19 protein-coding genes and 1 pseudogene are annotated in these 19,459 nt (G+C 60.3%); 8 read left to right on the top strand and 12 right to left on the bottom strand.

Annotation, left to right across the window (positions count from 1 at the left end; all coding sequences use genetic code 11):
- From RHOOR92_RS18955 to RHOOR92_RS19795, 7 genes are all read left to right on the top strand, one after another.
- On the top strand, window positions 1–2,954 hold a 2,954-nt coding region (locus RHOOR92_RS18955), incomplete at its 5' end, for a glycosyltransferase (RefSeq protein ID WP_231378430.1).
- A gap of 38 nt (window positions 2,955–2,992) precedes the next feature.
- Complete coding sequence (locus RHOOR92_RS0118200) at window positions 2,993–3,958, top strand: GDP-mannose 4,6-dehydratase (protein ID WP_027490903.1); 966 nt, start codon at window positions 2,993–2,995, stop codon at window positions 3,956–3,958.
- Window positions 3,955–4,986, top strand: coding sequence for a dehydrogenase (locus RHOOR92_RS0118195; protein WP_027490902.1), 1,032 nt, complete (start codon window positions 3,955–3,957; stop codon window positions 4,984–4,986). The genes RHOOR92_RS0118200 and RHOOR92_RS0118195 overlap by 4 nt, the downstream gene beginning before the upstream one ends.
- Window positions 4,971–5,567 carry a D-sedoheptulose 7-phosphate isomerase gene (locus tag RHOOR92_RS0118190; RefSeq protein WP_037115692.1) on the top strand — a complete coding sequence of 199 codons (597 nt, stop codon included), beginning with the start codon at window positions 4,971–4,973 and terminating at the stop codon, window positions 5,565–5,567. The genes RHOOR92_RS0118195 and RHOOR92_RS0118190 overlap by 16 nt, the downstream gene beginning before the upstream one ends.
- Window positions 5,557–6,255 (top strand): nucleotidyltransferase family protein, encoded by a 699-nt coding sequence (locus RHOOR92_RS0118185; RefSeq protein WP_037115690.1) that lies wholly within the window; start codon window positions 5,557–5,559, stop codon window positions 6,253–6,255. The genes RHOOR92_RS0118190 and RHOOR92_RS0118185 overlap by 11 nt, the downstream gene beginning before the upstream one ends.
- Window positions 6,255–6,815 carry an HAD family hydrolase gene (locus tag RHOOR92_RS0118180; RefSeq protein WP_051281253.1) on the top strand — a complete coding sequence of 187 codons (561 nt, stop codon included), beginning with the start codon at window positions 6,255–6,257 and terminating at the stop codon, window positions 6,813–6,815. The genes RHOOR92_RS0118185 and RHOOR92_RS0118180 overlap by 1 nt, the downstream gene beginning before the upstream one ends.
- Entirely contained in the window at window positions 6,812–8,707 is a 1,896-nt protein-coding gene (locus RHOOR92_RS19795) for a hypothetical protein (protein WP_155950274.1), read from the top strand. Before RHOOR92_RS0118180 ends, RHOOR92_RS19795 begins: the two co-directional genes overlap by 4 nt.
- 101 nt (window positions 8,708–8,808) lie before the next feature.
- Here RHOOR92_RS19795 and RHOOR92_RS0118175 read toward each other — a convergent pair whose 3' ends face one another.
- The 7 genes from RHOOR92_RS0118175 to RHOOR92_RS19785 form a co-directional block, all read right to left on the bottom strand.
- Window positions 8,809–9,213 carry a GtrA family protein gene (locus RHOOR92_RS0118175; protein WP_027490898.1) on the bottom strand — a complete coding sequence of 135 codons (405 nt, stop codon included), beginning with the start codon at window positions 9,211–9,213 and terminating at the stop codon, window positions 8,809–8,811.
- Between the two features lie 453 nt (window positions 9,214–9,666).
- Window positions 9,667–9,882, bottom strand: a complete 216-nt coding sequence (locus tag RHOOR92_RS0118165) for a hypothetical protein (protein WP_027490897.1) — start codon at window positions 9,880–9,882, stop codon at window positions 9,667–9,669.
- A 12-nt stretch (window positions 9,883–9,894) separates the two neighbouring features.
- Window positions 9,895–10,875, bottom strand: coding sequence for a hypothetical protein (locus RHOOR92_RS0118160; RefSeq protein ID WP_027490896.1), 981 nt, complete (start codon window positions 10,873–10,875; stop codon window positions 9,895–9,897).
- On the bottom strand, window positions 10,872–11,693 hold the full coding sequence (locus tag RHOOR92_RS19430; RefSeq protein WP_081660261.1) for a WxcM-like domain-containing protein: 822 nt from the start codon (window positions 11,691–11,693) through the stop codon (window positions 10,872–10,874). The genes RHOOR92_RS0118160 and RHOOR92_RS19430 overlap by 4 nt, the downstream gene beginning before the upstream one ends.
- Window positions 11,674–12,663 carry a glycosyltransferase family 2 protein gene (locus RHOOR92_RS18945; protein WP_037115688.1) on the bottom strand — a complete coding sequence of 330 codons (990 nt, stop codon included), beginning with the start codon at window positions 12,661–12,663 and terminating at the stop codon, window positions 11,674–11,676. The genes RHOOR92_RS19430 and RHOOR92_RS18945 overlap by 20 nt, the downstream gene beginning before the upstream one ends.
- Window positions 12,648–13,748, bottom strand: coding sequence for a DegT/DnrJ/EryC1/StrS family aminotransferase (locus RHOOR92_RS0118145; protein WP_027490895.1), 1,101 nt, complete (start codon window positions 13,746–13,748; stop codon window positions 12,648–12,650). Before RHOOR92_RS0118145 ends, RHOOR92_RS18945 begins: the two co-directional genes overlap by 16 nt.
- Window positions 13,749–13,913: 165 nt before the next feature.
- On the bottom strand, window positions 13,914–14,327 hold the full coding sequence (locus tag RHOOR92_RS19785; RefSeq protein WP_155950272.1) for a hypothetical protein: 414 nt from the start codon (window positions 14,325–14,327) through the stop codon (window positions 13,914–13,916).
- 280 nt (window positions 14,328–14,607) lie between these two features.
- On the opposite strand from RHOOR92_RS19785, the gene RHOOR92_RS19055 reads away from it, so the two are divergent.
- Window positions 14,608–15,537, top strand: coding sequence for a class I SAM-dependent methyltransferase (locus RHOOR92_RS19055; protein ID WP_051281251.1), 930 nt, complete (start codon window positions 14,608–14,610; stop codon window positions 15,535–15,537).
- 6 nt (window positions 15,538–15,543) lie between these two features.
- Here the strand turns inward: RHOOR92_RS19055 and RHOOR92_RS0118130 are convergent, their stop codons facing one another.
- The 5 genes and pseudogenes from RHOOR92_RS0118130 to RHOOR92_RS0118110 form a co-directional block, all read right to left on the bottom strand.
- Window positions 15,544–16,452, bottom strand: a complete 909-nt coding sequence (locus RHOOR92_RS0118130; RefSeq protein ID WP_081660260.1) for a sulfotransferase — start codon at window positions 16,450–16,452, stop codon at window positions 15,544–15,546.
- Between the two features lie 9 nt (window positions 16,453–16,461).
- Entirely contained in the window at window positions 16,462–16,902 is a 441-nt protein-coding gene (locus RHOOR92_RS0118125; protein WP_027490892.1) for a hypothetical protein, read from the bottom strand.
- Between the two features lie 165 nt (window positions 16,903–17,067).
- Window positions 17,068–17,588 (bottom strand): annotated as a pseudogene (locus RHOOR92_RS19425) (FAD-binding protein).
- 50 nt (window positions 17,589–17,638) lie between these two features.
- A complete protein-coding gene (locus RHOOR92_RS19050) occupies window positions 17,639–18,394 on the bottom strand; it encodes a sulfotransferase family 2 domain-containing protein (protein ID WP_051281249.1) in 756 nt (251 codons plus the stop codon).
- Between the two features lie 119 nt (window positions 18,395–18,513).
- On the bottom strand, window positions 18,514–19,455 hold the full coding sequence (locus RHOOR92_RS0118110) for an FAD-binding protein (RefSeq protein WP_027490891.1): 942 nt from the start codon (window positions 19,453–19,455) through the stop codon (window positions 18,514–18,516).
- Window positions 19,456–19,459 lie beyond the last annotated feature (4 nt).

The raw sequence follows: 19,459 nt of genomic DNA, 5'->3' as shown, positions 1-19,459 counted from the left end.
CGAAGACGGTGGCAGACCATGAGAAGGCTTCCGCATGGGCGCAGCGTCTGGACGCTGAATTGCACGCATCTCGGAGCCGTGTCGATGAGTTGACCAAGGCGCGCGAGGAAGCAATGGCCTGGGCAGCATCGCTGAATCGGGAGTTGAACGAGCTGCATGAAGTGCATGGGCAAACGATCGCCGATCATCAGAAGTTGGGCGCGTGGGCCCAGGAGTTGAACTCCAAACTGGAGGAAAAGCACGAGACTCATGCCAAGACGGTGGCAGACCACGAGAAGGTTTCCGCATGGGCAAGGCACTTGGATGTCGAGCTAACTGGCACTAGAAGTCGTATCGACGAACTTCTTGGGGAGGTCGAGCAGGCCAGAGCCGCTGCCAACGAACTCTTCGCACAACTGAGTAAAAACCAGGACGAAAGCAGCGTATTGCGTGGTACCCTTGACGACCGTGAGCGGGAGTTGCAGGACTACCAGCAGAGGTATGTGACATTGCGCGATGCCCACGCGCAATTGTCCCAGCAGCATGTGGAGTCAATAGGGAGGTTGGGGGTCTTGGAGCACCAAATTCAGGATATGGTTGATGCCCGTTTCGCGGCTGAAGCCGAACTGGCACTTGCAAGACAGCAGGCCGAGAAGAGCCAGCGCCAGTGCGAGACCTTGACCTCTCAATTGCGCGACCTCGTCGAACTGCACGCTTCGCAGGCAAAAACCGGCGAGAGGTTGTCGGCACGCGTACGCTCGCTCGAGCTCGACTTGGGGCTCGTACATACTCAATTGCGTGACATCAAGCAATCGCGGTCTTGGCGCATCACGGCGCCCTTGAGGTTGCTTGGCCACATCGTTCGTGGAAATTTGCCCAAGGTCCCGCGTGCGCGTCGGACGTCATCGGCGGTCGGTGCAGAGGTTGTGGCGCCGGACAGTATCCACGTGTCGCATGCAGTGGATACACCGGTGGCTGGGGGTGATGCGATTGACATCACCGGGTTGCAGTTCCCGTCTTTCGCCGAACCCCTGGTCAGCATTGTCATTCCGACCTACGGCCAGCTGGGGTATACCGTGGGTTGTCTGCGCTCGATAGCCGAACACCAGCCTCGTATGCCATTCGAGGTAATCGTGGCGGAGGATGCCTCCGGCGATACGAGCATGGCGCGCCTGCGCGACGTGCCTGGCTTGCGCTATGAGGAGAACCCCCAGAATCTCGGCTTTGTGCGTTCGTGCAACCGGGCTTCCACGCTCATTCGCGGCAAATATCTCTACTTGCTCAACAACGACACCGAAGTCACTGAAGGCTGGCTGGATGCCATGCTGGACGTGTTCAACCGTTACCCCGACTGCGGCATGGTTGGGTCCAAGCTGGTTTATCCGGATGGTCGGCAGCAAGAGGCAGGCGGCATTGTCTGGAATGACGCCAGTGCCTGGAATTATGGCCGTCTCGATAATCCCGAGCGCAGCATCTACAACTATCTGCGCGAAACCGACTACTGCTCAGGTGCGTCACTGCTGATCCCGATCGAATTGTTCGAGCGACTCGGCCGTTTCGACGAAATATATGTGCCGGCCTATTGCGAAGACACCGATCTGGCGTTCAAGGTGCGCGCGAACGGCCTGAAGGTCTATTACCAGCCCCGTTCCGTGGTCGTTCATTATGAGGGAGTCTCCCACGGCACCGATCTCAATGCCGGCGTCAAGGCATATCAGGTAGAAAACCAGCGCAAGTTCCGCGAGCGCTGGAGGCAGGAGCTTGAGACGAACCACTTCCCTAATGCAGAGCAAGTGGTGCTTGCGCGCGGGCGCACGGCCGGGCGCCCTGTCGTGCTGGTCATCGACCATTACATCCCACAGCCGGACCGCGATGCCGGATCGCGCACGATGTGGCAGTTCATGCAGATGTTTCGCAAGCAGGGTATCGAGGTGAAGTTCTGGCCGGAGAACCTCTGGTACGACCCGGTTTACACGAGCTTGCTCCAGGATACCGGCGTCGAGGTCATCTATGGCCCGGAGTACCACAAGGGTTTCGAGGACTGGATGCGCGAGAACGGCGGCTACGTGGACTGCGTCTTGCTCAGTCGACCACATGTGTCGATGGATTTCATTGATCCTATCCGGCGCTATTCCAAAGCGCACATCCTCTACTACGGGCACGACATCCATCATCTGCGCATCGACGAGCAGATGAAGATCGAGCCCAGCAAGGAGCTGCAGCGAGAGCGTGAGCGCTTCGCCAAGATGGAGCAGGAGGTCTGGTCAAAGGTCGACACGGTCTATTACCCAGCCGGCGGCGAAACCGAGCGTGTCGGAAACTGGCTGCGGCAGAACGGGTACAAAGCCCAAGCACATACCATCCCGGTGTACGCGTTCGACAGTTTCCCCGATGCACCCGAACGCAACATGGCGGAACGACGCGATCTTGTCTTTGTCGCTGGATTCGCGCACGCGCCGAATGTCGATGCTGCACGCTGGTTCGTTATGGAGGTCTTTCCGCTGGTGCAAAGCGCGGTACCTGGCACACACCTTTACCTGGTCGGCTCCAACCCCACGGATGAGGTGAAGGCCCTGGGCAGCGACCTCATTACGGTTACTGGCTTCGTTTCCGACGAGGAGCTCGCAAGTCGGTATCACGCGTCGCGTGTCGCGGTTGCTCCACTGCGTTTCGGGGGCGGCATGAAAGGCAAGGTCATCGAGGCGATGCGCTTTGGCCTGCCTTGCGTCACGACATCCACAGGCGCGCAGGGTCTGCAAGACGCGCAGTCCTTCCTCCAGGTGAGCGACGAGCCGGCAACCATGGCTGCAAAGATCGTCACCTTGCTCAGGGATGATTCCCTCTGGGAAAGGACATCGCGCATGTCGCAGGATTTCGTGCGCGAGCGGTTTTCCGAGGCAGCTCTGTGGCGTATCGTTTCTACGGATATGGATTGGCCGAACCTGGCCGACGCCGCGAAGCGTCGTGCCCGCTGAGGCCGCGGCTACGAATCAATGGATAGCAAGGTAGTTCAATGAACATACTCGTACTTGGTGCCACGGGATTTGTGGGCTCCTACCTGATGGAGCGGGCGCTGGAGGCCGGCCACGAGGTCGTGGGCACGCATTACCACGCGACGGTCGACTCCGTCGAATGGCGCCCGTTCGCGGATCGGTTGGTCCATTGCGACATCCGCTACCGGGAACAGCTTGACCAGGTCATCAGCCAGTCCCGCCCAGATGTGATCTATCTGCTCTCAGCCCAAAGCTATCCTGCCTTGTCCTGGCAGGCGCCGATCGAAACGTTGGAGACCAACGTGGTTGGCACGGCCAACGTGTACGAAGCGATCAAGGTTGCAGCCATCGATCCGGTCGTGGTGGTGGCCTGCTCCAGCGCACAGTATGGCGAAGTGTCGGTGGAAGACGTGCCGGTCAAGGAAAGCCATCCACTACGGCCGATGCACCCCTATGGCGTCAGCAAGGCTGCCACCGAGATGCTGGCCTTGCAGTACTGGTACAACAACAAGATCCGGTCGGTGTGCGCGCGTATCTTCAACACCACGGGGCCGCGCAAGTCCGGCGACGTCTGCGCCGACTTCACGCAACGCATGGCACGCATCGAAGCGGGCCTGCTGCCGCCGGTGCTGAAGGTCGGCAACCTTCAGACCCATCGTGCCATTACCGATGTGCGTGACCTCGCCAGCGCCCTGGAACTTCTGGCCGAGCGGGGACGCCCCGGCGAGGTTTACAACATCAGCGGTTCGCGTGCCTACAAGATCCAGGATGTGGTCGACCTGGTACGTCGTCATGCGCTCGTGCCTGCCGAGGTGGCGGTGGATCCGGCCCTGCTCAGGCCCAGCGACGAACCGGTCATCTTCGGTGACTCAGCGCGACTCGTGGCCGCCACCGGGTGGGCGCAAGGCGTAACGCTGGAGAAGACCATAGTCGACATGCTGGCCTACTGGCGCCAGCGCTATCCGCGCGCAGGTGCACGCGCATGACCACGCGGGCGCGCGCGCCGCTTCGGTTGGGCCTGGCCGGCGGTGGTACCGACGTATCGCCGTACTGCGACGTGTACGGCGGCCACGTCATGAACGTCACCATCGATCGCTACGCCTATGCGCTGGTGGGGGATTCCGCAGACGGGATGGTGCACTTCCAGGCGATCGATGTCGGCGTCGAGGAGTCGATCGCACCAGGAGACGGCGAGTTGTCGCTCGACGGTCCACTCAAGCTGCTTAGGGGCGTGTACGCGCGCGTGTCGCGCGACTATCTCGGCGATCGCATGCCGGCGCTGCGGGTGCAGACCTTCTCCGACGCGCCGCCCGGTTCGGGTCTCGGCTCGTCGTCCACGATGGTGGTGGCGCTGCTGCAGGCGTTCGTGGAGCATTTCTCGCTCCCGTTGGGTGAATACGAGGTTGCTCATCTCGCCTATGACATCGAGCGCAACGACCTCAAGCTCGCAGGCGGCAAGCAGGACCAGTACGCGGCCACGTTCGGCGGCTTCAATTTCATGGAGTTCTACGGAGACAACCGCGTCGTCGTGAATCCGCTGCGGGTGAAGGAATGGGTGTGGGCCGAGCTGGAGGCCTCGCTGGTGTTGTATTTCACGGGCGTCTCACGCGCCTCGGCGGACATCATCGCCCAGCAGTCCCGCAACATCGGCGACAAGGACGCGGCCTCGATCGATGCCATGCATCGGCTCAAGGAAGAAGCCGTCCAGATGAAGGAGTGCGTGCTCAAGGGCGACTTGCGCCGCCTGGAAACCACGCTGCAGGCCGGCTGGGAGGCCAAGAAGAGGACAGCCCAAAGCATCAGCAATCCGTTGATCGATTCGGTTGAGCGCGTCGCCTTCATGAATGGTGCGCGGGCAGCCAAGGTTTCTGGTGCGGGCGGCGGCGGCTTCATGATGTTCCTCTGCGACCCCTCGTCACGGCTGCAGCTGAGCCGCGCGCTGCTCAACGAGGGCGGCAGCATCCTTGATTTCCACTTTACCCAGCAGGGAGCAACCTCATGGCAGATACGTTGAGAGAGCGCATCGGCGCCGAATTCGACAAGACCGTCGACGTACTGCAGCAGATGTCGCGCGATACCGTGCTGCACGACCTGATCCTGCGCGCGGTGGACGTTTCCGTGCAGGCGCTGAAGCGGGGCAACAAGCTGTTGTTCGCCGGCAACGGCGGCAGTGCCGCCGACGCCCAGCATTGGGCCGGCGAACTGGTCAGTCGGTTCTACTACGACAGGCCGGGCTTGCCGGGCATCGCGCTGACCACCGACACCAGCATCATGACGGCCATCGGCAACGATTACGGCTACGACTACGTGTTCGCGCGCCAGGTCGAGGCGCTCGGGCAGCAAGGCGACGTACTGTTTGCCATCTCCACGTCGGGCAATTCGAAGAACATCGTCCGCGCCATCGAGGCTGCGCGTGGGAAGCACATGGCAGTGGTCGGTTTCACGGGACAGGGAGGTGGACAGATGGCCAACCTGTGCGACCTCTGCTTCCGCGTGCCTTCCGGCGAGACGCCGCGGATCCAGGAGGGGCATGAGGCACTCGGGCACATGCTCTGTGCCCTGATCGAGGCTGAGATGTTCCCGCGTGGCGACTGACGAGGCTATCGTCTTGGTCGGGGGGCTGGGAACACGTCTCAGGACCGTCGTCAGCGACGTACCCAAGCCCCTTGCCCCGGTCGCAGGACGGCCGTTCCTTGCCTGGCTGCTAGATCGCCTCGCCGAAGCAGGCATGCACCATGTCGTGCTGGCCGCCGGCTACCTGGCCGAGCGCGTCGTCGACGCCATCGGGCGGGAGTGGCGCGGCATGCAGGTGGATTACTCCCTCGAGACCGCCCCCCTTGGCACCGGCGGTGCCGTGCGCCAGGCCTGCGGCATGCTGCGAGGTGAAGCGACGCACGTGCTCAATGGCGATACCTTCCTGCGCTACGACATGCATGCGCTCGAGCAGGCTACCCGGCAGGCCGGGGCCGACCTTGGCATGGCGCTGGCCCATGTGGACGACGTGGCTCGCTACGGCGCCGTGGTCTGCACGGGTGGGCGCATCGACGGTTTCAGGGAAAAGGGCGAGAGCGGCCCAGGCTACATCAACGCCGGCAGTTACTACCTGACGCCCGCGGCTATCCGCGAGCTGCCGGCGGAACCGGCGTTCTCCTTCGAGGCCAGGGTGCTTGCGCCGTTGACGGTGGCGGGTCGGGCCTGTGGATTCGATGCCACCAGCGGATTCATCGACATCGGCTTGCCGGAAGACTACCAGCGGGCGCAAAGCCTGTTCGGTAACACGTGATGCCGGTCGAAATCGCCACGCCGTACCTTGATCCCCACGCAGACGAGCTGTTGGCGGTCTTGCCGGCACCTCGCAAGGCACTGTTCCTTGACCGGGACGGCGTGATCAACGTTGATCACGGCTACGTACACAAGCCCGAAGACACCGAATGGATGCCGGGCATCTTCGAGCTGTGCGCGAAGGCGCAGCGGGCTGGTTATCTCTTGGTGGTGGTTACCAATCAGGCAGGAATCGCGCGTGGTTATTACAGCGTGGCGGAGTTCCTCGATTATACGCGATGGGTGCACGAGCAGTTTGCGTTGAGAGGTACGCCGCTTGCTGCTACGTATTACTGCTCGCATCACCCGGATTTTACGCCCGAATGCAAGTGCAGGAAGCCGGCGCCCGGGATGATCTTCGCTGCTATCACAGATTTAAAACTTGAAGTGGCGGACTGCGTGATAGTTGGAGACAAGCTATCCGACCTGCAGTCAGGTATGGCGGCTGGCCTTAGCAGAGATCATTTGATCTGTGCCACAGGGAGCATTTTTCAAATCATGTTCGACGAGATAGGTGCATGAAAATCGGTACTGATCGAAAAATAATAACAGCAGACTGTACATTATTGTGCCTGCTGACACTCGTCATCGGCATTTTTGCGTACCATCCGTACTATTTTGGAGATGAACTCCTGCCGTTTTTTTTTGCGCAGCAGCATGGCGCATCAATTTGGTCTATATTTGATGGTCTAAATAAATATAAACCGCGTCTAATTTTTAATGGGATATGGGCAGTTGGAGCGTATTATGGAGCTCCGCGGTATGTATTCATGCTGTTTACTGTCGGCGCCACTGGTTTTCTAGCTTCATTAATTTATTACATTGCAAGAATTAGATTTGGGGAAAGTAGGTTAATCTCTCTGTTAGCTGGGGTCATCATTCCTAGTTCACGCTTCATCATGCTTTCGTATTATGATTATCTCGCGGGATTGATAGAAACATTAAGTGCATTATTTTATTTGATTGCGGTTATTTTGATTCTATTGCCGCAAATATTCGTCGGGGTTGCGCAGAAATATCGCTACATCGTGGGGATCATTGCGTGTGTTATGGCCGTGTTTGTCCATGAGCGATATATGGCTGGTGCTGCTGCGTTGGGTGCCGTTGTCATAGTTAAATCGTTTGATTTTAGGCGGCGTGTTTTGGATTTTGTGGGCTTTGCAGCCGGTATAGCGATGGCTGGTTTGCCCGTACTACTGTTTATCGTTGCAACACGCGCCTTCGGATCTCTACCAATAGCAACGGGAACTGCGGGCATGCAGGTCTCGATCTCGTTGGGTATCTTGGAGCGCATGCTGACGTATTGCGGTAACGTCTTGTTTGGTTTGAATGCGGGTCATCAATGGCTGGTGGGAGGTTTGCAGTACGTTGGCACGCTGAATGTTGCAATACTTACTGGGCTGGCCTTTCTATTTGGGCTAGCCTATATCTGCATTTTCACTTTATGGCGAAAGCAGATTGAATGGCGCAAGGTCATTGAGATCGTCTTTTTGGCAGGTGCGTTGATCTGTATCGCGAGCCTTCCTGATGCCTCGCGTCAAGAGGGGCGCTGGATGACCCCGGTTCTGGCACTAATGACGCTCATGGCGCTACACTTTGGTCGCGCTCGACTCGCGTACCTAACAGTTTTGATTGTCATGAATTTGACTTACATTGTGACAGGCTCACATCTTAAGGTATTCAACGTAGTTGCATCGCGATCTGCCGATGCTATTGCAGCTCCATTGAATCGTATTCGCCCGGAAGGGGTTAAGGGGATTGTCCTGAATGCGCCTGATAATGGCGAAAGCTGGGTGTTGGGTGGCGATAATGCTTTTGGGAATGATATTACTTCAGGAAAAATATTCAGCAGGCTGAATCTTTCATCGCAAACCGTTGTGGATCCAGGCATTTCAACTCGTCGTGATTACGATTTTGGTATTTACTATACCGGCATGGATTCCAGCTTGAAGCCTTTGTTCTCATATGTCGGGCATCGTCGATTGAGCCTCTTGTTGAACCCGGATGAGATCGGGACTGATTTGGGGCGTGTAATTGGCGGCCAAGATGCGTGGAGGGCGTGGCACTGGAGCGGGGGCGTAGTCGAATCGGGGGGCTCAGTTGAACTTCGTCCTGGAGTCGTTGGGATTTGGACGGCACCCACCGCTGATTTGGAACACATGCTGATCGTCTATAGGGCTAGGGCGCTGACGGATGACGTGGTACCAATGCGAATTCAAGTCAATTGGGCCGACAAAAAGGGGCGGTTTCTTGGGGCCTTCATCAAGGTCGTCAGTGTTGGCAAAGCAACCGAGAATTACGCCACGGTGATAGCAGCACCAACCGGTGCGTGCGAAGGAACCGTCTACGCCAACCTGCATGATGGCGCCACTGGGTCCGTCGAATTGAGTTCCATAAGGCTTATTGGCGACTAGCAGGCTGTTGAGAAAGGGCGGGATTTCCTCTGAAGCTTGGGTGCCTCGTCATTCAAGCATTTGTGATCGAACGATTTCCTAGTTTTCACATTACCACCGGATCACTCTTGCTCTCGAAATCGCATCAAGCTACGCGTCAGCAGGAAGTTGGCGGGAAGGACGATTACTGTGGCAAGCACAGGGGCTATCCGAGCATCGATACTGATGTAGTGGACGCAGATAGTTACCGTGCCCAAGCCCATCAGGTAATTGAGTAACTGCACCAGCGGAAAAGCGACCAGCTTGCGCCATGACCAAGGGGCACGGAAAACGAACCATGTGTTCATGGCAAATCCGGTCAGGATGGTTGCCGCGTAGCTGATGGTGTAGGCGAAGGGGTAGCTGAGCCAGGGCAGCAGCAACCAGTAGATGACGTACGACAGCAGCGTGTTGAGGCTACCTCCGACGAGAAATCGCAGTGCCTCGGCGGAAATATGCCTGTGCGACAGAATACGTCTTAGCGACATGAGTTTACCGGGACACTTGATTCAGAGCATCGGCGCAGGGGGTGGCGGCGCGATGTCCATCGGCGGGGAAAGACTGCGCCAAATACGGTAGGTGTCACGGACGGGTTGTACGTGGTGTAAAGCCCTTGCCGTGTACGGCGCGTCAGGGTAGATCGGAACGAGATAGACACAGGCGCTGCGTAAGTAGATCTTACTTGGCCCGGGGACCCGATTTTGAGAAGGTGAGTGAACCATCCGTTGGACAGCATGCCGCGCGGAGTGTGGCAAGTGGATCTATGCTTGCGTGCCACTTCATTATCGAAGTGCATGGGGTTGAAATCGCCGCTTTGTTCGTCGTAGTGACGAACGCCCTCGGTGCTCACCGAGAACTCGTGGCGCTGGACCAACAACCTTGAATGGGAGAGCAGGCAGCGGTGCAGAGCGTGCTCCAGTATGTTGCCGGATTCCGGAGACTCATGCATGACTGTATCGTAGAACTCCATCGCGGTATTCAGTCGGTGCTGGTTCCATCGAGAAGCCAAGCTGCTCGACCTGCCGAAGCTGCTCGATGTCGCCTCCTTCCGTCAGGATCTCCCCAAGCCGCTTCGACTGGATGGTCGAAAGCAACTCGCGCAATGCGCCTTGCCCGAGACTCCAGCTCTCCGCGACGAGTTTGTTGCTGGCAGTCATGATGGTGCTCCATCAAAGCAGCTTGCGGAATATATGTTCACCCTTGCCGAACTTGTAGCCCAGCTTCTCCAAGTTATGGATGACAGCGTTGTTGGTGATCTGGGTGACCAGAAGAGAATGTTCGGCTCCGATGCTACGCAGATGCTCATCCAATTCCGAGATGATTTTCACGTGCCAGCCTTTGTGGCGGGGTGCCACGGCGCTGAGCACCGTTTGCGAGAGCTTGCAGCCCCAACCTTGCCAGTGTTCGCGATGATATTTAGCGGTGCTAAACGCCTCAGGAGCCTCAACATCGGGAACGATTGTCGCATCTGCAAATCCCGCGGTGATAGAAGCTTCTACCCAACGCTCCATGAGCTTGCCAGCACTTTCCTCTGACACGGCCGGGTCTGCATGGAAGCGGTCGAAGGGGTTCACCGTAATCCGTGCGGCTCGTGCCAGTGACGGGATGTCGGCGGGTGTTGCCAAACGGGTGGAATAACGTTGTGGCGGAGGGGCGACGAGCGGCCGGTGGTAGTGACAGCGGGTCTCGATCAAGTCGAAACCACAGGCGCTCAGTGTACGAATGGTCGGCAGGTCGTTGGGGCTGACGGGGCAAAAGACGTAGTCGATGCCGCGAGTGCGTACCTGCTCCAGAGTCGTGTGGACCGCCTTGATGCCGGGGGCGACGTCGGCGCGCAAAGGCGAGGACATGCCCGGTCGGAGAACGGCATTGAGACGCGCCATCCCGCGCCCGAAGAACTCGGAGTCCCATGCCAGTCGTTCCATCAACACCCAGTGTTCGGTGCCATCGCCATGTTCGAAACGAAAGCGGAGATCGTCGGACTCCGCCAAAGGGCGCAGCCATTGATCAAGCATGACCTTACGATCGTAGCCGGCATCGAGCCCCCGAATGAATGCATGCGGCGACACGACGCCCGCATCCGCAATGCCGTCTCTCAGTTCATGCGAGGAGCGGCCTAGTAGAAGGGGAGTGATGGCTTTCGTGCTCATGAGGCCGTCCTGTGAGAAACCAGATCCACGAACTCGCCATAACTGCGAATGTATTCGGCGGTATCGTAGAACTCCGATGCGAACACCAGAAGAACGGCATCGTGCGAGTACTTGTACTGGATACCCCAAGTCAGCGGGGGCAGGTGCAGGCCTATCGACGGATCGTTCAGCTCGAATTCGTCCCTGGCGTGGCCATCGTCGGCGACGACGCTGCAACTGCCGTGCGCGCAGATCAGGAATTGATGGCAGGTGCGGTGCGCATGCTCGCCGCGTACTTCCGCATTGGGCACGCCGAACACCATGAAGTAGCGCTTGGCCTCGAAGGGCAGCGTGCGCCCGAATTCGCCCACAGTGAGGTTTCCGCGTAGATCTAATACCTTGGGCAGGCGGTGCAGGATGACGTCTCGAACCCGTGTGGCTGCCTTGCCGGGTGCCTCTGGCAGGTGCATCCCGGGGACGTGAGCGGAGTCGATTCCGGCCGTCGTATAGCCGGTGATCTGCGCCGGGTTCCCGGAAACGATCGCATGGGGTGGAACGTCCCGGATGACCACTGCACCGGGTTGTACCAAGGCGCCGCGTGCGACGTGTACAGGTCCCGCAATGGTTGCGGAAGCCATTACACGGGCGCCTGCTTCAACGACGATGTGCGCGTCGTCGGCACCCGGATCCAGGACCGCGCCCGCCCCGACAATGCAGTTGTCGCCTATCGTGCAGCTACCACTGATGATTGCTCCGGCGCCGATTTCGACGTTCGCGCCGAGTACGGCCAGCGGCGAGATCCAGCCGCGCGCCGAGGAATCAAGGTTCGGTTGTTCCACGAGATGGGTCCGAATGGGGGAATGGAGTGAACTCTTCGATCAGCATGGGGATGCTGAGAGGCCGTTGCTTGGTATTTTCGTAGGCGCGCCAGGCGTAATTGCCAACCAGGCCCAGCCCTAGTGCGTTCAGTCCACCGAAGAACAGCACGGCAAGCATGGTGCCTGCGTAGCCGGGTACCAGCACCAAGCCCAGCAGGCGTGCGGCGAGAACGGCCACGCCCAGAGCGATGGAAAGACCAAGGCCAGCCATCCCACTAGCGAGTAGCAGCCGGATCGGCGCGTCGGTAAATGCGAAGACGCTGTCGAGCAGGTAAGTGAGCTTCTTGTGGAAGGTCCACGCGCTTTTGCCGTGAGCGCGCTCGCGGCGCGTGTACGGCACGAAGATCCTGCGTCCACCCATCCAGAACAGCAGGCCAAGCAGGCTGCCATTCGCCTCGCTGAATGCCGCCACGCGATCGAGAAACTGGCGGTTGACGGCAAATACGTCCACGCCGCCCACGGGCACATCCCGTTGCACAAACCGGCGATAGACCCACCAGAAAGTATTGGCCATCAGGCGTGATAGCCATGGATCGTGCCTGGCTTCGCGTACACCGAAGGCGACGTCGCCCTCGCCTTCGTCCAGTCGCCGGAAGAACTCAAGCACCAGTTCCGGCGGCTCCTGCAGATCGGCGGCCATCACGGCGGCATAGCTCCCGCTCGCGTGCAACAGGCCCTCCCGGATGGCAGAAAATGCACCGAAGTTGCGCGACAGCAGGATCAGTTTGGCACGTAGGCCGCTGGAAGGCAGCTTGGTCTGCAGTTGCCAATGGCAATCATCCGGGCTGCCATCCACCACGAAGATTGTTTCAAGACGATCGTCGAGCTGTTTCTGAAGATTGCCTACTGCGGCCAACAACGCGTCTATCGCGCCCGCATTGCGATACACGGGAATGACGAGTGAATAGTGCGGATTCAGAAGTTGTTGCATGCCCGAATCACTCGCGTGGCTTCGTCATCGGTCAACTCGGGGAAACACGGCAAGGTCAGGACGCTCTGGCATGCGGCCTCGGTAGACGGCAGCGTCGTCGAGACGAAACGGTCGCGGAAGAGCGGCTGGCGATGGTCGCCAGTCGGGTAATGCACGTCGCTGCCAACGCCTGCTGTGGCCAGGTGCTGCTGAAGTCCCGTCCGATCCGATGCCTGCACTACATAAAGATGGGCGACATATTCTTCGCTGCTCGTGGGAGGCACCTGGATGCGCTCGTTGCGGATCTCGCGGGAATAGCGATTGGCGATCTCTCGCCGGCGTGCGTTCCAGCCGTCGAGCAGCGGCAGCATGGTGCGAAGGAAGGCCGCTTGCAGTTCGTCCAGGCGGCTGTTGCGGCCGCCGGGAAGCTCGTTGCGGTACTTGGCAGTCCAGCCGTACTGGCGCAGCTTGCGCAGCGTGTCGGCGATCTGCGGGTCGTTGGTGACGATGGCCCCCCCGTCGCCGATGGCGCCAAGGTTCTTCGTCGGATAGAAACTGAAGCTGGCAGCTTTGCCGAAGCTGCCAACCCGCCGGCCGGATACATCGCGCGCACCGTGGGCTTGCGCACAATCCTCGAACACCGCGAAACCGTGCTTGTCGGCCAACGCCATGATGGCTTCCATGTCGGCCAGCCTTCCATAGAGGTGGGTCACGATTACCGCGTCGAGGCGACCGGCGGCAAGCACGGCCTCGAGGGACCTGGGGTCGAGCGTATGGGCGGCGGGATCGATGTCGACGAAAACGGGTTCGGCACCGCACGCGAGCACTGCCGTGGTGCCATACATGGCAGCATTCGCGACCAAGGCCACGCGCTTGCCTTGGGTGATGCCGATGCTGCGGAGCCCCAGCTCCAGCGCCTCGGTGCCATTGGCTACGCCCACGCAATCAGAAACGCCACAATATGTGGCGAATTCCTTTTCGAACGCGCTTACGTTGGGGCCCAAAACGAAGTAGCCGCTAGAGATGACGTTGCTACTTGCATGAGTCAATTGTTCACGGAGAGGGGCAATATGGCGATCTAGGGCGTTTACGGGAATGTTGGTCATCAGATTTTCAAGGAGATCTGTTGATGTCTTGGGCGGCGAGTAACGAAATTCCGTGCGATGCCGCAGTTCGGTCGTCTACTTGGAAAGTCTGCCTCGCCCGTCGATTTCTGCAATGTGAGCAAGTCGGCACCTTGCGAAGTGCCCCGTCACCGTCCGGCTGATAATTCAATGGCAAACCGGGCCACCGACAACAGCTTGACCCAGCTCTTTTCCATCTGGCTTGTTCTTGAGAATGAAGTGGGTGCCGGGGCGAGTCCATGCGTCCGTCTTGGCCTCGCCGCTGTTGCCTCCAGCCGAAAAGAGCTTGGCGTCAGCGTTCGACGAGCCGACCCAGATCTCGGTGCTGTCCGTGTTGCTCCCTGCCTTGCTCGCGTCCCAGTGGACGGTGGCGACGGCGCCATCGCAGTTCTGCAAGGTGTCCGGCGCCACCGTGATCGCCGGATTCGAGATAGCAGTGGCAATCTGGCCGGATGCTGTCTTGTTGGATTGCGGAGAAGCCGGTGGCACCGAGGTCGATTCTTTCTGGCAGCCGGCCAAGGCCAGCAGGGTTGCCACGATGAGGACGGTGCGCTTGAGCATGGGCTTCTCCCGAGTTCGCAAAGGAAATTAGGTCGTCTAAGGTAGCAGTTGTCGCCATACCCTGCACGCCTTATGCTCCATCAGGCTCGGTGATCGCGGGTATGCTCATCAAGATGCATGCCGGGTGGCGACATGCCATCGCAAGCATGAATGGTTTTTAGATCATGCGCTTTATGGCATTCATCGAGTAGACGCTGCATGGGGAAAAATAGGGATTTGATTCCGGAAGATCGGCCCCGGGTTGCCGGGAGCCATCTCGCCGGATACTGGGAGCTATGGAATGATGATCAGGTTTGGTAATTCCGTCGTGGGGCTGCTCTCTTGGGCTGGTGTGAAGTCGAGAGCCAGCCGCGCAGGGCAGGGGCTTTGGAATTTGTCATTTGCTTCTCTTGACGAATGCAGGCTTCAGCTCGAGGCGCACGCCGAGGAGTTGCGCGAGCGACGGCAGTTCGAGCAGCAGTTGGAAGAATCTCTGGGGGTGCTTGAGGAGAGCGTGTTCGCTGGTCAGTGTTGGGTCTGCTCCAGAAAGCAGGCGTTTCTTTACGACCGCAGGTACTCCGACGGTGTCCACGTAAACTGGCGCGAGCGACTTGTCTGCCCACGCTGTGGCCTCAACAATCGCCTGCGCTTGTGCGTCCAAGTGATTGAACGAATGGCTCCAAGGGGAGCCTCAATCTATCTGACGGAGCAGGTCACACCACTGGCTGCCTGCCTGACGCGCAGGTATGAGAGGCTTGAGAAGAGTGAATACTTGGGCGATGGTTTCACATCCGGCAACGTCGATGCACGCGGCATCCGCCATGAGGATGTGACTGCGCTCAGCTACGGGGATCGTTCGTTCGACTGCGTCCTCAGTTTCGATGTGCTGGAGCACGTGCCGGATTATCGGGCGGCTCTAGCCGAGTTCGGGCGGGTGCTGAAGGACAGTGGAAGTCTGATCCTGTCCGCCCCGTTCGGGTTGCTTTCCGAGAAGAACGTCGTGCGTGCCCGCATTTCGGCGGACGGCAGCGTGGAGCATCTGCTTGCGCCGGAATATCACGGCGACCCGGTCGACCCCCAAGGTGGCATCCTGTGTTACTACCACTTCGGCTGGGAACTGTTGGAGGATATGCAGGCCGCCGGTTTCAGGGAGGCGAGAATCGACGCCTACTGGTCCCGTGAGTACGGCCACATAGGCGGTGAACAGTTGGTGGTCGTCGCCACCAAGTGATTGCCCTCATGTCCCGGCAAGCGACGCTTCGTCGGGTTCGCTCGTGGTCTCCCTGACCCGGAGCGTGATGGCCGGAGTGGTCTTGTCGGCTTCCGTGCTGCGAAGGTACATCTCTAGGCGGCTCGGCCGGGCAGTGAGGCCGGTGGGCACGATGGCCGTGACGAGATTGCCTTCGCTGTGCACCTTGCTGGCGAGTGGCACTCCGGCCAGCACGACTTGCGTATCGGGCGCAGCGTGCCGTGTGCTGACCCAGATGGCCGAGCTGCCGTCAGGCTGCCGGTTGAACGGGGCGCCGGCCTGGATGTCGGTCGGCCCCCAGTCCAGCACTTCCAGCGGCTGCTCGATGCGCTTCAAGCGGCGCTGCAGGGTGACACATTCGTGCTGCAGATCCGCGACCTGCCTTTCGTAGTCGAGGTTGGCCATCGAAAGCTGCTCGTTGGTCGCGGGCAGCAGGCTGGTCCGGTACTCGCGCAGGTTGTACGCCAGCTGTTCGTGGGCGGCGGAAGCGCCGCCGTCGAGCACGTCCTTGCCGGCCAGCAGGCGCGCATACAGTTCGAAGGCTTCCCTGATCCACGGCGTTTCGGACTGGATATGGGCTTCGACGCTGCAGTCGCCGGGATCGTCGTAGCGGGAGCTGTTCATCTTCTCGCGCAACGGCATCAGGCAGTCGGCGTGGTACTTCTCGCCGATGAATGCCAGGCACTTGGCCAATGCGTCGCGCGGTGATTCCAACAGCTCATCGTGCATGAGGCGCATGACGCGTCCGGGTCCCAGCGCCTGTTCGCTCAGGGCGGCGTCGTGCACCAGGCGCTTCCAGATCAGGTAGGCGCTCTTCTCGTCGTAGTCCTGCGCTCCCATGGTCGAGAAGTGCATGAGGGAGGTGGCCACGCGGCGCGGATTGCGCAGGGTATGGATGAATCGCGCCTAGGGGAACAGCCGGAGCAGCGGCAGCACGAAGTGCGAGTTTTCCGGTGTACCGTCCACCCAGCGCCGCTTCGGTTGCCACCAGCCGCGATGAAGCCTGACGTTGGGGCTCTCGCGGGAGCGGTCGCGCAGGCTGATCTCCATGCAGTGGCGCGCGATATGTCGGCGCGCATCCAGCACCATCCGGTCGCACGCTTCGCTGAAGTAGCGCTGAAACTCCGGGGCGCCATAGCGGGCCAGGCCGAGGAACGAGTGCTCGCCCTGGGCGGTGCCCAGTTCGTAAAGATTCTCGAGGTCGACGGCCAGCTTGTAGAGGAAATGGGTTTCCTCCAGCGGGAAGAGGTTCGAGTGCTGGCCCAGGGCCCATGTCAGCGCGCTGGTGGCGGCGCGGTACGAGCCGATGACGAAAATGGGCCGGATTTGCCCGAATCTCTGCCGCATGGATTACGCACCTTCAACAAAATTTTGCGGGAGGGTGTAACGCGGCTGTCTCGGGTAAGTCGACAGAACCCGCCATCACGGCCTTGGCAAAGCGTTTTCTTTGCCGAATGATGACAGGCGCCAAGGGCGTTCCGCAATAATTTGCGGAACGCGGGAATATGGGAATCAACCCAGCGCCGTTTCGAGCTCCGGAATAATCTTGAACAGATCCCTCACCAACCTGAGATCCGCCACCTCGAAGATCGGTGCCTCACCGTCCTTTTTGATCGCCACGATGGTGCCGGCGTCCTTGATGCCGGTGAGGTGCTGGATGGCGCCGGAGACGCCGATGGCCATGTACAGCTCGGGGCGATGATCTTACCGGTCTGGCCAACCTGCAAGTCGCTGGGCACGTAGCCGGCGTCCACGGCGGCGCGTGAGGCGCCTCGACCGGCGCACTGTTGGCGCCGCTGGCGCCGGCTAGCCAGGAGGCCGAGCGGATGGTGGCGACCACGGTGTGGGGTCGGCTTGGACCGTGATAATCGCGGCGCCGGCGTAGATCAGGCGCTTGAAGCTGTGTGCATTTTTCATGCTCATCACGTCGCTGACCTGGCCACGCCGAGCAGGGCGGCCACGTGCGAGGTGCCCTTGCCGAAGGTGGTGGAGGGCGCGAACACGTGGCTGTAGCCAGCGGCGGCTTTGACGATCTGCGGTGCGCCTTTTCCATCGGGCCATAGACAAGCTCATGTGCCCTGCATCACGCGTGCAGTAATGCTCGTCCGTGGGCGTACAGGGTCGAGTCGAGGCGATTGGCCTCCATGAAGTCGTTGTGCAGGCCCTCACCCAGCATTTGCCTTAGTTGGTCCACGCGTTCGGCCAAGGGCGTGGCTTCACGCGAAGTGGCGTTGTCCCACCTGGAAAGGAGTTCGAGGCCTGGCAAATGCTGGCCGTACCTGGCTTGGAACGCCGCGGCCGACAGGTCGAACTCCTCCACGATGCCCGCCACACCCCAGTCCGACAACAGTTGGCAGGCCTGCTCCAGATCGGCCAGGGTGGCCTCGGTCTTGAGGATGTCGCCTCCGCGCCATGACGCATCAGACAGGTGCACCACCTGGTAGTTGCGGATGACGATGCTGCCGGGTTCTTTCTTGAGAGCCCACCTGATGTAGTCGGAGAATGTCAGCTCGCGGGCCACCGCGGAATAAGGCTGCGAACCATTGGCGCGCGTGTATCGATAGACGGACCAGGCGCGCAGCAGCGGATGCCGTAGAAACACCACAGGCAGGCAATGGGAGTGCGGCAGTGGAGGGCGTGCGAGGTGGCTGGATATGGCAACCAGGTGCTTGTTGGCTGCTATGAACGCGGACAACTGCTCGCTGGACTGAATGGCATGGGCGTGTGGCCCTTCGAACGTTCCCCAATGGTCTCCGAAGGAGTGCCGCAGGCTCGCGTCTACGCTGCTGCCCGCATTTTTGAAGATGTGATAGTGGATCAGGACGTAGTCGTCGCTCATCGCGGAAATTTCGGCGGGTGGGGCGCAGATGGATCGGCTTGGTGCCGCATCAGTCAAGGTCGACGACGCGGTTTCTGCTCACGGTGCGACCGTGAGCGGGTGCCTCCGGATGGCAGGGCTCAGAGTGCCTGCTCCAGCTCTGGAATCAGTTTGAACAAATCCCCCACCAGCCCGAAATCCGCCACCTCGAAGATCGGCGCCTCGCCGTCCTTGTTGATCGCCACGATGGTGCCGGCGTCCTTGATGCCGGTGAGGTGCTGGATGGCGCCGGAGATGCCGATGGCCATGTACAGCTCGGGGGCGATGATCTTGCCGGTCTGGCCGACCTGCATTTCGTTGGGGCAGTAGCCTGCATCGACGGCGGCACGCGATGCGCCCACGGCGGCGCCGATCCTGTCGGCGAACTTGTAGATGATGTCGAAGTTTTCCTTCGAGCCCACGCCGCGGCCACCGGACACGACCTTGCGGGCGCTCTGCAGGTCGGGGCGGTCGCTCTTGCCCTGCTGCAGTTCGACGAAGCGGGTGTGGGTGGGCAGCGCGGTGTCGACGGTGATGGCCTCGACCGGCGCACTGTTGCTGGCGCTGGCAGCGGCGGACCACGACGCGGTGCGGATGGTGGCGACCACGGTGTGTGCCGGGTCGGCTTCGACCGTGATGATCGCGTTGCCCGCGTAGATCGGCCGCTTGAAGGTGTGCGGGGCTTCCACGCTCATCACATCGCTGACCTGGGCCACGCCGAGCAGGGCGGCCACGCGCGGCGCGAGATCCTTGCCGAAGGTGGTGGAGGGTACGAACACGTGACTGTAGCCGGCGGCGGCCTTGGCGATCTGCGGCGCCAGCACGGCGGCCAGCGGGTGTGCGTTCTCGGCGCGGGCGACGGTGAGTACGCGGCTGACGCCGTCAATCTTCGCCGCCTCGGCGGCGATCGCGTCGACGCTGTCGGCCAGTACCAGCACGTCGATCGCTTCGCCTTTCACCGCAGCGGCGGCGCTTACGGCGCGCGCGGTGGAGGAGTTGAGTTTGCCGCCGAGGTGTTCGGCGATGACGAGGATCTTGCTCATGTGT

It is taken from the genome of Rhodanobacter sp. OR92, assembly GCF_000427545.1.
Lineage (GTDB): Bacteria > Pseudomonadota > Gammaproteobacteria > Xanthomonadales > Rhodanobacteraceae > Rhodanobacter > Rhodanobacter denitrificans.
The sequence above is the reverse complement of the archived record's forward strand: the minus strand, read 5'-3'. Positions and strand labels throughout refer to the sequence as shown.